Origin of the sequence: Thalassospira xianhensis MCCC 1A02616, assembly GCF_003326475.1 — a bacterium.
GTDB classification, from domain to species: Bacteria; Pseudomonadota; Alphaproteobacteria; order Rhodospirillales; family Thalassospiraceae; genus Thalassospira; species Thalassospira xianhensis.
The window spans coordinates 13,372-28,051 of the sequence record NZ_JPWA01000004.1; the positions used below are offsets into that span (position 1 = coordinate 13,372).

Below are 14,680 nucleotides of genomic sequence, written 5' to 3' on the forward strand. Positions count from 1 at the left end.
ATAAATTGTCACCTCATTTCTGAATTCAGAATGCCGCCCCACTGACAAGAGAACAGATCATGGCCAAAACAGTCACCTATGGCACTTTCCCGCGCACCCGCCTTCGCCGTACCCGCATGAGCGACTGGTCACGACGCATGGTGGCGGAAACCCGATTGACGGCGCATGATCTGATCCTGCCGGTATTTGTGATCGATGGTAAAAACGAACGGACACCGATCCCGTCAATGCCCGGTGTCGAACGCCAAAGCGTCGATGTGCTTGTTGAAACGGCAAAACACGCTGAAAAGCTTGGCATCCCTGCCCTTGCGCTTTTCCCGTATATTGATGCCAGCCTTAAAACCAAGGATGCGCGCGAAGCATATAATCCCGACAACGTGGTTTGCCGTGCGACAAAGGCGATCAAAGACGCCTGCCCCAATCTTGGTGTCATTACCGACGTTGCCCTTGATCCATTCAATGCGGATGGTCAGGACGGGATCGTGATTAACGGTGAAATCCTTAATGATGAAACGACCGAGGCACTTGTGCGCCAGGCACTGGTTCAGGCGCAGGCAGGATGCGATGTTGTTGCCCCGTCCGACATGATGGATGGCCGTATCGGTGCCATTCGTGATGTTCTGGAATCCGAAGGGCTTAAAAAGGTCCAGATCATGGCCTATGCGGCAAAGTACGCATCGTCCTTCTATGGTCCGTTCCGTGACGCGATTGGATCGGCTTCTGCCTTGGGCAAGGCGGACAAGAAGACATACCAGCTTGACCCCGCCAATAGCAGCGAAGCGATGCGCGAAGTCGCCTATGACCTTGAGGAAGGCGCGGACTCCGTCATCGTGAAACCGGGTCTTCCGTATCTTGACGTTCTGTATCGGGTGCGCGAGGAATTTGGCGTCCCTGTTTTCGCCTATCAGGTGTCAGGTGAATACGCCATGTTGCGTGCTGCAGCCCAGAATGGCTGGCTTGATTACCTTGGCTGCGCCATTGAAACGCTGTCCTGTTTCAAACGTGCCGGCGCGTCAGGAATTCTGACATACAGTGCAATTGACGTTGCCGAGGCCATTTAACAAGGGAACTTTTTTCCGCCTTTCTGGAAAAAGTTCTTGATTTGTTCTTTTTGTTGTGACATAAAGATAAAGTCAACAGGACAAATGGGTCTGGAGACAAAACCCGCAAAGCGTGATTCGCTTTTGCGGGTTTTTGCGTTTCGGGCGGCAAAGACAGGAATGGGATGATGATGAAGCAGCAATCTGATCGTCTGAAAGGACGACGGCGGTATCGCCAAAGGGGCATCACTGGCGCATGGAAAAGTCATTACGGCGGTGGTGCGTCCGGGCCGTGAGGGCATGCGAGATTTACGAAAAACTGTGGTTTATCATGACGGGAGAGATGTGCCCTTGGGGCAAGGGTGTTTGAACGGGGCAGCGAAAGCCGGGACGAGGTGAAGTTGGTTCGGTCCAGCTCAGTCCAGTCCGGAGCCAGTCCGGTCGGTGAAGTCTGGCAATGCCGAGGATCAGCAGGCCCGAATTGCGTCTGCATTGGATCGGCTGACTGAATTGGTTGGCTTGGCGATGGGGCCGATGGATCATTCGGAGATGCCGAAAGGCTGGTCATCAATGGCGGGATTTGTGCCTGCCCTGCGACAACGCCTTCATCCTTGGGGGGAGGTGCGCTTGCGGTGTCCATCGAAAGCCCGAGGCGTTTGTTCGGGGCAGCAGGGACTGGGGCGTGGTCGGTCTGGTGCAATCTAGTTCAGTCTAGCTCAGCCCCGTCCGTCCGGCCTACCCGGTCGGTGGCGTTTGGCGATGCAGAGGACAGCGGGGTTCGCGGGCTGGATTGGATTGGTGGCGGGGCCGATGGTGCATTCGGACGTGCCGAAAGGTCGGTCATCGATGGCGACTTGGGGGATTGGCTTGGCTGGATTGGTTTGTCGGCTGATCAAAATCGTCATTCCCAGCGAAGCACAGGACAGACCCGGAATCCATGCCCTGTTGAAAGAGGCTGGATTCCGACCGTTGCGGGAATGACGATCAGGTCGGGAGTGCCCTGTCAGCGGGCCTTTTTTTACCGGGTCGTTTTATCCGTTATCAGGCACAGCAGGCTTCGCTTTTGGCACCTGAAACGTCAATGCCATGACCAATCGCACGCGCACAAAAATGCGGACGCAAACCCGACTTTTCAAACAGGCTTTCGATATCATCCTGGCCGTCAAGGAACCCACCCTGATGCACCAGAAGCGTCTTGATGCCTGCCGCCAGCCCACCCAGCACATCGGTATGGATTGTATCACCTACCATCAGGACCCGGTCCCGGCTGATATCCGGGTGACGACGCAGGACTTCATCAAACACATGGCCATAGGGTTTGCCAACGCAATCAGGTATCACGTTGCAACGATCCGCCGCCTTATGGGCGAAATATCCGGACTCAACGGACAGGAATGCCCCCATCGGCGCACAGATATCGGGATTGCCGACCAGAATGGGACGTGGATTGGCTACAAGGCTTTCTTCCAGATGATTCTGCTGGATATCGGACCAGTTTTCAGAATCAATAAGAACAAAACCGTCAACCGCATCATAAAGCGCACGATCCGCGCCAAGCGGTTCCACCCTGCCCGGCAGAATATCAAATGGCCAGTGAGCCGGCGCCATGGCCCCCCAATGAGACAGATCCTTGTAGGTTTCCATCATCGGGGCCACGAATTGCTGGCTGCTGATCAGGTTTGTCGTGTTGAAATCAAACCCGCGCCCGCGATGCCGTGCGAGGATTGCCTCGGCTGAACTGGATGCATCATTGGTGACAACGGCAAGTTTCTTTCCCGATTTCTGGAGGGCAGCAACGGTTTCGACCGCACCGGGAATGGCTTGCGCCCCGCTGTTGAGCACACCGAAAGCATCAAACACGATCAGATCAAATTGGTCCGCGATCTCCAGAAGATTCCCGACATACTGTGTTTTCGCAGGAACAGATGCCGGATCAACCTGCGGCAAACGCGGGGCATATTGCAGATAAGCTGCAATTGCCTGCTCAAAGCTGAGCTTCGGGCGGTTGATACTCATCTGTCCGTGTCTCCTGTCCGATAGAAAGCCATCCGTGAATTCGCCTGAAGGCATCAATCCGGATATGTTCATATGAAAATCGCGACTGCTGTTGTAGCGGTTCCGCTTTCAATTGGAAAGCGATTGGTAATTTAATTAGCTATGCGCTGAAAACATAGCAATAAACAACGAAGCAAATCTGTATTATGACGTTATTTAAGCGTTTTCGTTGCAAAAACATGACTTTCTGCGCTTTCCAATCGCCAGCCATGCAAAAAACGCATTGGATTTCACAATCAACCGGGCGTAGTTTGCTCTCACGAAATAAAAACGATGTATCGACTGGCTGATGCAAAGAAATGCAGATGATCATTCGGTACATAATAAGCAGACCGACACGTCAAACCAGTTAACTATTCCTTGATGGAATATCTTCGGTGAGCACATGCCGGTTATCTGAATGACAGCGCCAATTTGAAATTGGCCGGTTTGAAATAGGTGATGAAATGATCGTAACCAAGATTTTTGCTTTCCTGCGCGCCCTTCGTGTTCAGTACCAGACCCAGACTGCGCTCCGTAAACTTGATGCACGTGAGCTGGCAGATATCGGCCTGAACCGTGACATGATTGACGATGTTGCACATCGCGTTGCTTTCGGTCACTAAGCCAGACCGTAGCCGTCCAAAGAAAAGCCCCGGCATTGATTGCCGGGGCTTTTCTTGTTTTCGGGATAATGTGCTGACAGGGCAAGCTGTCCCCTCGCCCTGTTCTAGTTGGCAAATACCGCGCTATAATCCTCGCGCAGGATATTCTTCTGTACTTTTCCCATCGCATTACGCGGAAGTTCGGACACGAAGAAAACGCGCTTGGGCACTTTGAAATTGGCAAGCTGCCCCTTGATCGCATTGACCACGTCATCTTCGGACAATTTATCGCTGCTCCGGACAATAACGGCCACGACGGCCTCGCCAAAATCCGGATGCGCAACACCGATCACGGCACTTTCGACAACACCATCCATCTTGTCGATGACCGTTTCGATTTCTTTCGGGTAAACGTTGAATCCGCCGGAGATCACAAGATCCTTGGCGCGACCAACGATATGGACATATCCCTTGGCATCGATTTTCGCGATGTCACCGGTAATGAAGAAACCGTCTTCGCGGAATTCCTCGGCCGTCTTTTCCGGCATTTGCCAGTATCCGGCGAAAACGTTCGGGCCTCGTGCCTCCAGAACGCCGATCTCGTCGGTTCCAAGGACATTACCCTTTTCGTCACAGACCCGGACTTCCACATCCGGCAGGGCTGGTCCGACCGTATGCACGATCCGCTCGCCATTGAGTGGGTTGGACGTTGCCATCCCCATTTCAGTCATGCCGTAACGTTCCAGCAACGCCTTGCCGGTCCGTTCCCTGAAGGCCACAAATGTTTCGGGCAGCAAGGGTGCCGATCCCGAAATGAACAACCGCATGCCCGATGTCACATCGGCATTAAAATCATCACCAGACAACAGCCGGACATAAAATGTCGGTACCCCCATCATGACAGTACTGCGCGGAAGCAGTGCCATGACCTGATCGCGGTCGAACTTCGGCAGGAAGAACATTTTCGATCCCGACAGCATCACGCAATGACACGCAATGAAAAGCCCGTGCGTATGGAAAATCGGAAGCGCATGTAAAAGAACATCGTCCGGGCCAAAGCCCCAAAGCTTCTCCAGGGTCGCGGCATTTGACCATAAATTGGTCTGGGTCATCATGGCGCCCTTTGGCTTGCCCGTCGTTCCAGAGGTGTAAAGAATGGCCGCAAGTTCATCATCTGCACAGGCAACCGGGGCAAATTCAGCGGGGAAATCCGCCGCCTGATGGATCAACGTCCCCTCGCCCGTCGTGCCAAGTGTCAAAACCTTTTCAACACCCTGTGCATCGGCAATTGCCATTACTTCATCTTCGCGGTGTGGCTGGCAGACAAAAACAATAGGTGCCGCGTTCCCCATGAAATAGGCAAGTTCACCTGCCTGATACGCGGTATTCAGCGGCAGATAGACCAGACCTGCGCGGATACAGCCGAGATAAAGGAACAGGGATTCGGGGGACTTATCGACCTGAACCGCGACGCGATCACCCTTTTTGGCACCAAGCGCGGTCAAAAGCCCGGCAATACGTGCGGACGCCGCATCGGCATCACCGTAGCTGTATGTTGTGCCCTCTGCCGTTTCGATCAGGACCTTGGACAGGTCAGATGGAAATCGGCTTCGTATGCGCATGAAAAGGCTGTTGGTCACGGCGTATCTTCCCTGTTTCAGATCTTGTGCCGGGCATTCATGCTGCCCGGTGTCATAACAGGCAGCATAGTGCACACAAGAATATCCGCAAACAAGTACTGTTTTACCGCTATGGTCGGTTTTGGTTAGCCAACCTGCGGAAATTCACCATCAATAAACGGGAATGTTTCGCCAACCGTTACCAGCAATTCCGGGTAAAAACCGTTGAAATGGGTGGCGAGTGCGTTGCTGTAAGCACCGATATGCCCAAATTCGATCCAGTCCCCTTCGCGGATGTCGGCGGGCAAGGTCACCGTTGCCGGAAGCACATCCATATTGTCGCAAGTCGGACCATAGATCGTGAAATCGAGGGTGTCGGTTTCGTTAAAATCACCACCTATCCGCATCGGTCGCACCGGGAAACGCAACTGCCCGGTAACTGCCTCGGAAAGGCTGCCATACACACCGTCATTGATGAATAGCTGGTCTTCCTTGCGCAGATGCACCTGCGTGATCAGTGACACACCACTCGACACCAGTGCCCGGCCCGGCTCGCACATAAAGGTGGTATCGGGCAGGCCAAGCCAGCGAATGCAGTCCTTGATTTCCTCCATGAAGACCTCAAGCCCCGGTGCGCGCTGGTTCATATATTGGCCGGGGAACCCGCCGCCAACATCGATATAGCGGACTTTGACCCCGGAAAAGTCGACAACCTGCCGGATCAGTTCAACAGCAATGCGATACCCGTTCGGCGTCGTGCATTGCGACCCGACATGGAAGCAAAGCCCGGCGGCATAGCCGTATCCATCAACTTTTTTCAAAAGTTCCGATGCCGTCATCGGACGCGCACCGAATTTTGCCGAAAGGTTATAGGCTGCCCCTGCCGGCGGGGTTGCCAGGCGAACATGAATGACCAGATCGGTCTCGCCGTCGGTTTCGGCGCGGACTTTTTCAAGTTCATCCTCGGTATCGATCACGTAATGCTTCACGCCGAAAACACGGTGCGCACTGCGAATGGCATCCCGGCTTTTGACAGGATGCATGAAATAGACGTTCATTCCCGGAAACTGGCGACGGACAAGGGCAATTTCCTCGGGCGATGCGGTATCGAAATGGCGAACACCGCCTTCGTGCAGGTATCGCATGATTTCCGGATGCGGATTGCACTTGACCGCATAAAGGACATTGCCGGGAAACATATCGACAAACCGTTTGGCCGATTCACGCAGGATGTCGGGGCGCAGGCAATAAACCGGATAAGATGGCTTGAGTTCACGGACAACATCAAACGTCGTGTCAAAATGGCGCGGCATGGGTATCCCCTTGTCCTTACAGAATTGTAGCTGTGGTGCATTTCGAAACCGGCATGCGACCCGCTTTTAAATAACCCTATCAACCCTGCCCCCGACTGTCATGCCTAAGATGGTGAAAGGACCTTGCCTTTCCGGTATCGGATCGATAAATTGGTAAAACAATACCGAATAACCACTTATTTCGCTGCACAGTCAGAAAACGGGCGCGCAGCTATATGACAGGGAGCCTGAAATGTCTATCGAACCCGTGCTTGATCCCCATAAACTGGTCAAGGAACTCGATCGTCGTCACCTGATCGACGGGGAACTTGTACCTGCCAAAAATGGCAGAAATTTCGACGTCCTGAACCCGGCAACCGGCAAGGTCATTGCGCAGGCTGCCGAAGGTGATGCCGATGACGTCGATTTCGCGGTTTCGGTGGCAAAGAAGGCCCAGAAGGATTGGGCGAACCGCCCTGCCCGCGAACGCGGCAAACTGGTTGCGGAATGCGGACGTATCCTGACCCAGCATGTTGAAGAACTCGGCCGTATGGTTGCCCTTGAATCAGGCAAGGCCCTGCGTACCGAAAGCCGTGTAGAGGCATCGGTTCTTGCTGACATGTTCACCTTCTTTGGCGGCCTTGCCTCGGAACTGAAGGGCGAAACCATTCCGTTCAACCCGAACATGATGACCCTGACAACACGTGAACCGGTTGGCGTTGTCGGTGCGATCATTCCCTGGAACGTGCCGCTGCTTCTGATGGCGATCAAGGTTGCCCCGGCCTTGGTTGCGGGCAATACCGTTGTCGTTAAATCGGCAGAAGACACACCCTTTACCGTCCTTCGTGTCTGCCAGATCATGCAGCAGATTCTGCCAAAGGGTGTTTTGAATATCCTTTCCGGCTTTGGTCCCGGATGCGGCGGCCCGCTGGTCGCGCACAAGGATGTCAAAAAGGTTTCCTTCACCGGATCGGTCGAAACCGGTCGCACGGTCTACCGCGCAGCCGCCGAAAAGCTGATCCCGGTTACACTGGAACTGGGTGGCAAATCCCCGATGATCGTGATGGGTGACGCCGATCTGGACAAGGCCATCGCAGGGGCAATTGGCGGCATGCGCTTTACCCGTCAGGGCCAGAGCTGCACGGCGTCGTCGCGCATTCTGGTGCATGAAAGCCTGCATGACGAGTTCGTGAGCCGCCTTCTGGCCAAGGTAAACACCCTTAAAATGGGTGATCCGCTGGACGAGGAAACCGATATCGGCACCATCATCAATCGCAAACAGCGCGACAAGGTGTGCGGTTATATCGAGATCGGCGAGGAAGAAGGTGCGACCAAAAATGAACTCAGCGCCCTTCCGACCGATCCGGCACTTGCCGATGGCATGTTTGTCCGTCCGGTCGTCTTTACCAATGTCAAACCCGATGCGCGGATTGCCCGCGAAGAAATTTTTGGCCCTGTTGCGTGTGTGTTCAGGTTCAAAACCTTTGACGAGGCGATCGAGCTTGCCAATGACAGCGACTTTGGCCTTGCCGCAACTGTCTGGACCAAGGACCTTAAAACCGCGCTGACGGCCACCAAACGGCTTGAAGCGGGCTTTGTTCAGGTCAACCAGAACCTTGTCGTGCAGCCAAACCTGTCATATGGCGGCGTCAAGCTTTCGGGTCTTGGCAAGGAGGCATCGCTTGAGAGCATGCTTGAACATTTCACGCACAAGAAAACCATCATCATGAATATGGAATAACCCTGCCTGCGTTCCCAAACCGGCCGGGTTGCAAATGTTGCAACCCGGCTTTTTTGTTTGCAAACTTGACCTTGCGCGCCTAATCCGCAAAGCTGCGTCACGATTAACGATCCATAACCCGAAAGAACATGGCTATGTCTGCTTGCCTTGACATCCTCGCATCGCATCCCCGTCCGACGCTTCGTGCCGGTGCGATGGCCATGATTATCGGGATTTCCGCCCTGCGAATGTGATCCCTGTCATCCGCGGATGACAGGCTTGGTTAAACATCCGAATTTTGCCCACACATGATAAAATGCCAGCACATCACGTAAAGTGCGGCTGGCCGCAGGAGTATGGAAATGACCGTTTCCTATCACGACATCGTACGCGCATCCGGCTTGCTTGAAGGCATCGTCAGCAAAACGCCATTGGTGAAATCACAAACACTCTCAAGAATTTGCGAGGCAGAAGTTCATCTGAAACTTGAAAATCTGCAATACACCGCTTCCTTCAAGGAACGCGGCGCCTATGTCAAACTTGCCAGCCTGACGCCTGAAGAACGCGCGAAGGGTGTCATCGCCGTATCGGCGGGCAACCATGCGCAGGGGGTCGCCTATAACGCCAAACGCCTTGGCATCCCGGCGACCATTGTCATGCCGAAAAATACACCCTTTACCAAGGTGCATCACACCCGCTCACACGGGGCGGAAGTTGTCCTTAAAGGCAGTGTTTTTGCCGAAAGTCTTGAAGCCGCATCGAAAATTCAGGAAGAACGCGGCCTGACCTTCGTTCACCCGTTTGATGATCCGCATATCATTGCCGGTCAGGGGACTGTTGGACTTGAAATCCTCAATGATGGTGCGGACATCGACACCATTATCGTGCCAATCGGCGGCGGCGGCCTTGCGGCCGGTATTGTCACGGCCATCAAGGCCCGACGCCCGGATATCGAGGTGATCGGTGTCGAGACCAAGCTTTATCCTTCCATGTATGAAGGCATCAAAGGCTTGCCGCTTTCCGGTGGTGGCGTGACGATTGCCGAAGGCATTGCCGTCAAGCAGCCCGGCGGCCTGACCTTGGAGATTTGCAAGGAAAAGCTTGATGATGTTCTGCTGGTCGAGGAAAGCTCGATCGAGCGCGCCATTCAGATGCTGATCGAGATCGAGAAAACGGTTGTCGAGGGTGCCGGTGCGGCCCCTCTTGCGGCCCTGCTTGACCATCATGACCGCTTCAAGGGCAAGAAGGTTTGCATGATTGTCAGTGGTGGCAACATCGACACACGCCTTCTGGCGCAGGTTCTGATGCGCGGTATGGCGCGCGAAGGCCGCCTTGTCCGTGTGCGTATCGAAATCCCCGATGTGCCGGGCGCACTTGCAACCATCAGCGCGCTGATCGGTGACGCCGAAGCCAACATCATCGAAGTGTACCATCAGCGTCACTTCTATGATGTGCCGGCAAAGCAGACAGACGTCGACATGGTACTCGAAGTCAGAGACACCACCCACGCGGAACAGGTGATTGAAAAACTGACGGGTGCCGGATTTGGCAGTCGCCTTCTGGGCAACACATCACTTGATTGAAAACATCGGGGCCAGCGACAGCGTCGTTGGCCCTTTGATCATTCCCCGAGGGAGTGGTAGCGGCCACCATAATAAAGAAGCGGATCGCCGGTATTCCCCATCGAAATATCCTGCACATGCCCGACAATGATGCTGTGGTCCCCGCCATCGTGAATTGCATGTCGCTTGCAGGAAAATGTCGCAAGATTACCGATCAGCTTTGGCACACCATGACAATCATCTTCAAAAACGAGGTCTTCCCAACGGTCCTGAACCGGTGATGAAAACAGGTCAGACAGGTCGCGTTGATCCCGATTAAGGATATTGATGCAAAAACGGTCACACTCACCTGCAAACAATGAATGTGTGGCCGCGCGCTGGTCTACTGAAAAAAGGACCAGAGCCGGATCGAGCGACACCGACGCAAACGAATTGATCGTAATGCCTGCTTTTGCGCCATTATTCGCCCGTGCCGTAACAACCGCAACACCGGTTGCAAATTGTCCCAGACAGTCCCGAAAATCGCGCGATGAAAATGACATATTGAAGAATGCTCTTGCTGATAAAACCTATTAGACATGCCCTGCGTACAGGATCAGGGAAAATGGCGGGAAAAACTTGTGCTGTCAAACCCCACGCGACAGCGTTTTAAACGCTATCTTAATAAGATTAAAAGTTAATATGGATCATATAGTTGCAGGTGTCGTATCCCAAAATCAGCCAATGCGAATTTCGCCGAGCCGTTTCAGGATGAGTTACTTGTGAAAATTTATGGGGTAGCGGGGAATACATAATGTTTCTGATTATTGGTTACGTTATCGTAATCGGTGCCGTCCTGGGTGGTTATCTTCCGCATGGTGAGTTTGGCGTACTTGTTCAGCCGCTTGAGGTTCTGATCATTTTCGGCGCGGCTTTCGGTACGTTTCTGATTGCCAACCCGCTAAGCATCCTTAAAAAATCCATCGCTTATACGATCCGGGCACTAAAAGGGCCGAAGAAAAAAGCGGCTTATCTTGAACTGCTGATTTGCCTTTATGCCGTATTCCGGCTTGCCAAATCGAAGGGCGACCTTGCCCTTGAAAGCCATGTCGAGAATCCCGAAAGTTCAAGCCTGTTTGGCAACTTTCCGGGCGTCATGCATGACCACCATGCCGTGGAATTCCTGTGCGATTATTTGCGCCTGTTAACGCTGGGAACAACCAACGCCTACGAGCTGGAAGCCGTTATTGATCAGGAACTCGAAGTTCATCATGAAGAAGAGCACATGGTTCCTGATGCCATCCAGACGGTAGGTGATGCCCTTCCCGGTCTCGGGATTGTTGCAGCCGTTCTTGGTGTGATCGTGACCATGGGCTCGGTCACCGAGCCCCCGGAAGTTCTGGGTGGCCTGATCGGTGCGGCACTTGTCGGGACCTTCCTTGGTATTTTGGCATCATATGGTTTCGTTGGCCCGACATCTGCCATCATCAAAAAGACACTTGATCAGGATGCAAAATTCTACAGTTGCATGAAGGCTGCCCTGATTGGTCATATGCAGGGATATGCCCCGCAGGTTTCGGTCGAGTTTGCCCGAAAAACGCTTCCTCATGACATTCGTCCAAGCTTCAAGGAGCTGGACGATGCCTTGCAGAATGCGCCAACGGCCTAATAAGAAAAACAATCTTCAAGCGTTATTGATAACCGGGATCCGCGCAAAGAATGCCTGATATCGTCATTAAGAAAGTCAAAAAAGGCGGACACGGCGGCCATCATGGCGGCTCGTGGAAAGTTGCCTATGCCGATTTTGTGACGGCAATGATGGCGTTCTTTTTGTTGCTTTGGCTGCTTAGCAGCGCAACCGAGGAACAGCTTCAGGGTATCTCGAACTACTTCACCCCGGAAACCATTTCACAAAGCGAGTCCGGTTCCGGCGGGATTCTTGGCGGACAAAGCCTTGCCGAACAGGGATCTTTGCGCTCTGAAATGGGCGCGCCAACAGTAAGCATGGATATCCCGCCGGTAAAAACCCCGGAAGAAATAGCCGAACAACGTCTTGCCGAACAGGAAGACAAGGAATTCAAGGAAGCCGAAGAACAATTGCGCAAGGCAATTGAAAGCTCGCCGGATTTGCAGGAACTGGCAAAAAATATCCGGATCGAAGAAACCGACGAAGGTCTTCGCATCCAGATTTTGGACGAAGACGGTACTGCAATGTTCCCAAGCGGCAGTGCTGTCATGGCCGAACATACCAAGCTTCTGCTTTCAAAGGTTGTCGAAGCAATCAAAGGCATGCCGCAGGATATTTCGATTGAAGGCCATACGGATGCGGTGCCCTTTACGACAATCACCGGCTACAGCAACTGGGAACTGTCTTCGGATCGTGCATTGGCGACCCGTCGAGAACTTGAAACACAGGGCCTTGCAACAGGGCGCTTTGCCAAGGTTGCGGGCCTTGCCGATACCGACCCGCTGATCCCGGAAACACCGGAAAACGAACGCAACCGCCGTATCAGCATTACACTTCTTCGCGGAACCGGTGAACGCCCGGCGCTTGACGATCAAACGCCCGATGCAGGTACATCAGGCTCCCCGTCCCCGGAAACCGGATCGGATGCGGAAAGCCCGACACCTCCGTCCGGGAATGGTTCGCCGACAAATCGCCGTCCGAGCTTCTCGGTGCCGACAAACCGTTAAAACTTTCTGGCGAATTCGAACAATCACCGGGTTCGCCCTTTAAACCGTCATGATTTATACCTAATCTCATATTATCAGAAGACCCTCTTGAACCCGGGCAAACGCGATAAATGACCGTCAATCAAAGACGACTAACCCAACATTACTTTATGACGGCTCCGATGCCCTGTCCGTATCTGGCAGGCCGGTTCGAACGCAAGCTGGTCACAGAATTACGGGGGCCGGAAGCGAACAACATTCATGATCTGCTTTCACGGTCGGGGTTCCGTCGCAGTCATTCCATCGCCTATTTGCCGGCCTGCAGCGAATGTGATGCGTGCGTTCCCGTGCGCGTACGTTCGGCCGACTTTTGCAAGACAAAATCATTCCGCCGGATTGTCGCAAAAAATAGCGACCTGACCCGCACGATTTTGCCGCCAGCCGCAACACAGGAACAGTTTCAGCTTTTCAGCGAATATCAGGATGCCCGCCACGGCAATGGCGACATGGCAAGAATGGATGCCCGCGACTACCGGGCAATGATCGAAGACAGCACTGTTGATACGTCAATTTTCGAATACAGACGCCCTGACCGCAGCCTGATTGCCGTTGCCCTGGTTGACAATCTCTCTGATGGATTGTCGGCTGTTTACAGCTTTTTTGATCCGCGCGAACAGCGCCGCGGGCTTGGAACCTTTATCATCCTTGATCTCATAAACGAGTGCCAGATTCTCGAACTGCCACATGTTTATCTGGGATACTGGATCGGCGAGTGCCGCAAAATGTCCTACAAGATGCGCTTTCAGCCTCTTGAAGGTTTTCGCGGCGGGAAATGGGTGAAAATTCCTTTGCCGAACGGTTCGGATAACTGACATCTGCCAGTAAAACACCCGACCCGAAACACTTAGACTAAAGTAGTGCCTACCTACTCGATCCCCGGTTGCCACATTCTCCAGACGCATATAAGCTTTGCCCAAAGTCGCATGACGGCTTTGAGTAAAATAAATCATGAGCTTGCATCTTTGGGAGGCTGTAATCTATGAAACGTCGCCAATTTCTTTCCGGCGCCGCGGTAGCCGGTGCGACCGCAGCGGTCGCGTCTACCTTTGCCAAACCGGCTATCGCACAGGAAGTCCGTGAATGGCGTATGGTCACGACTTGGCCAAAAAACTTCCCGGGTCTGGGGACCGGGGCTAACCTTCTGGCTGAATACATCAACAAGGCATCAAACGGCCGCATGAATGTGACCGTTTTTGGCGCGGGCGAAATTGTTCCCGCTTTTGAGGCCATTGATGCTGTTGGTAACGGCACTGTCGAAATGGGCCATGGCGCGCCCTACTACTGGAAAGGTAAAGTTGATGCCACCCAGTATATCGCAGCCATGCCATTCGGGCTGAACGCTCAGGAACAAAATGCCTGGTTCCAGTGGGGTGGCGGTCAGGAACTTGCGGATAAAGTCTATTCCGAACTGAACTGCAAATTCTTCCCGTCGGGGAATACCGGCACCCAGATGGGCGGCTGGTTCAACAAGGAAATGAATACGATTGATGACTATAAAGGTCTGAAAATGCGTATTCCGGGCCTTGGTGGCGAAGTCGTCAAAGCTGCAGGCGGTAACGTTGTGAACCTTCCGGGTGGCGAAATTCCCCCGGCACTTCAGTCCGGTGCGATTGACGCGACCGAATGGGTCGGCCCGTATAACGACCTGGCATTTGGTCTCTATAAATCAGCCAAGTTCTACTACTATCCGGGCTGGCACGAGCCGGCAACCGTGCTCGACAACTTCATCAACCTTGATGCCTGGAATGCCCTTCCGGATGACCTGAAGGCAATTGTCGAGCAGGCCAACCGTGCTGTGAACCAGATGGTTCTGTCGGAATTCACCGCGCGGAACAACCAGGCACTCCAGACCCTGCGCGACAAGCACAATGTCGATGTTCGCCCGTTCTCGGACGACATTCTGACAAACCTTGGCGCATTGTCGGGCACGGTTCTGCGTGACCTCGTTGCGTCTAACCCGCTGTCGCAGGAAGTCTTTGAAAGCCTGATCGCGTTCCGTACCCAGTCGATCGGCTGGTCGAAATTCTCGGAATCGGCTTTCGCCCAGGCACGTATCCTGCCGTTCAAATACTAGGTTTTCAGTTTTTGAGAACAAA

Annotated in this window: 12 protein-coding genes; 8 read left to right on the forward strand and 4 right to left on the reverse strand. The window is 53.5% G+C overall.

Annotation, left to right across the window (positions count from 1 at the left end):
* Positions 1 to 59: 59 nt before the first annotated feature.
* The gene (gene hemB / locus TH5_RS04875) at positions 60 to 1,061 is read left to right on the forward strand and encodes a porphobilinogen synthase (RefSeq protein WP_062958487.1); all 1,002 of its coding nucleotides are present in this window, start codon (positions 60 to 62) and stop codon (positions 1,059 to 1,061) included.
* Positions 1,062 to 2,081: 1,020 nt separating this feature from the next.
* On the opposite strand, the gene TH5_RS04885 is transcribed toward hemB, so the two are convergent.
* The gene (locus TH5_RS04885; RefSeq protein WP_114120937.1) at positions 2,082 to 3,056 is read right to left on the reverse strand and encodes an HAD-IIA family hydrolase; all 975 of its coding nucleotides are present in this window, start codon (positions 3,054 to 3,056) and stop codon (positions 2,082 to 2,084) included.
* A 485-nt stretch (positions 3,057 to 3,541) separates the two neighbouring features.
* Here TH5_RS04885 and TH5_RS04890 point away from each other — a divergent pair, with 485 nt between their 5' ends.
* Positions 3,542 to 3,700, forward strand: coding sequence for a DUF1127 domain-containing protein (locus TH5_RS04890; protein WP_114120938.1), 159 nt, complete (start codon positions 3,542 to 3,544; stop codon positions 3,698 to 3,700).
* Between the two features lie 104 nt (positions 3,701 to 3,804).
* On the opposite strand, the gene TH5_RS04895 is transcribed toward TH5_RS04890, so the two are convergent.
* Positions 3,805 to 5,319, reverse strand: coding sequence for a malonate--CoA ligase (locus TH5_RS04895; RefSeq protein ID WP_167443469.1), 1,515 nt, complete (start codon positions 5,317 to 5,319; stop codon positions 3,805 to 3,807).
* Positions 5,320 to 5,444: 125 nt separating this feature from the next.
* Positions 5,445 to 6,611: a type III PLP-dependent enzyme gene (locus TH5_RS04900; protein WP_085643257.1), complete on the reverse strand. Its 1,167-nt coding sequence runs from the start codon at positions 6,609 to 6,611 to the stop codon at positions 5,445 to 5,447.
* 232 nt (positions 6,612 to 6,843) lie between these two features.
* On the opposite strand from TH5_RS04900, the gene TH5_RS04905 reads away from it, so the two are divergent.
* Both TH5_RS04905 and TH5_RS04910 read left to right on the forward strand, forming a co-directional pair.
* Positions 6,844 to 8,331, forward strand: coding sequence for an aldehyde dehydrogenase family protein (locus TH5_RS04905; RefSeq protein ID WP_114120940.1), 1,488 nt, complete (start codon positions 6,844 to 6,846; stop codon positions 8,329 to 8,331).
* 341 nt (positions 8,332 to 8,672) lie between these two features.
* Positions 8,673 to 9,893 carry a threonine ammonia-lyase gene (locus TH5_RS04910; RefSeq protein WP_197467430.1) on the forward strand — a complete coding sequence of 407 codons (1,221 nt, stop codon included), beginning with the start codon at positions 8,673 to 8,675 and terminating at the stop codon, positions 9,891 to 9,893.
* Between the two features lie 38 nt (positions 9,894 to 9,931).
* Here the strand turns inward: TH5_RS04910 and TH5_RS04915 are convergent, their stop codons facing one another.
* Positions 9,932 to 10,414 carry a flavin reductase family protein gene (locus TH5_RS04915; RefSeq protein ID WP_085643263.1) on the reverse strand — a complete coding sequence of 161 codons (483 nt, stop codon included), beginning with the start codon at positions 10,412 to 10,414 and terminating at the stop codon, positions 9,932 to 9,934.
* A gap of 251 nt (positions 10,415 to 10,665) precedes the next feature.
* Between TH5_RS04915 and motA the strand changes: the two genes are divergently transcribed.
* The 4 genes from motA (at position 10,666) to TH5_RS04935 (ending at position 14,658) form a co-directional block, all read left to right on the forward strand.
* On the forward strand, positions 10,666 to 11,520 hold the full coding sequence (gene motA, locus TH5_RS04920; protein WP_062948727.1) for a flagellar motor stator protein MotA: 855 nt from the start codon (positions 10,666 to 10,668) through the stop codon (positions 11,518 to 11,520).
* 50 nt (positions 11,521 to 11,570) lie between these two features.
* A complete protein-coding gene (locus tag TH5_RS04925) occupies positions 11,571 to 12,545 on the forward strand; it encodes a flagellar motor protein MotB (protein ID WP_114120941.1) in 975 nt (324 codons plus the stop codon).
* Between the two features lie 110 nt (positions 12,546 to 12,655).
* The gene (locus TH5_RS04930; RefSeq protein WP_114120942.1) at positions 12,656 to 13,396 is read left to right on the forward strand and encodes an arginyltransferase; all 741 of its coding nucleotides are present in this window, start codon (positions 12,656 to 12,658) and stop codon (positions 13,394 to 13,396) included.
* Positions 13,397 to 13,563: 167 nt separating this feature from the next.
* Complete coding sequence (locus TH5_RS04935; protein WP_114120943.1) at positions 13,564 to 14,658, forward strand: TRAP transporter substrate-binding protein; 1,095 nt, start codon at positions 13,564 to 13,566, stop codon at positions 14,656 to 14,658.
* Positions 14,659 to 14,680 lie beyond the last annotated feature (22 nt).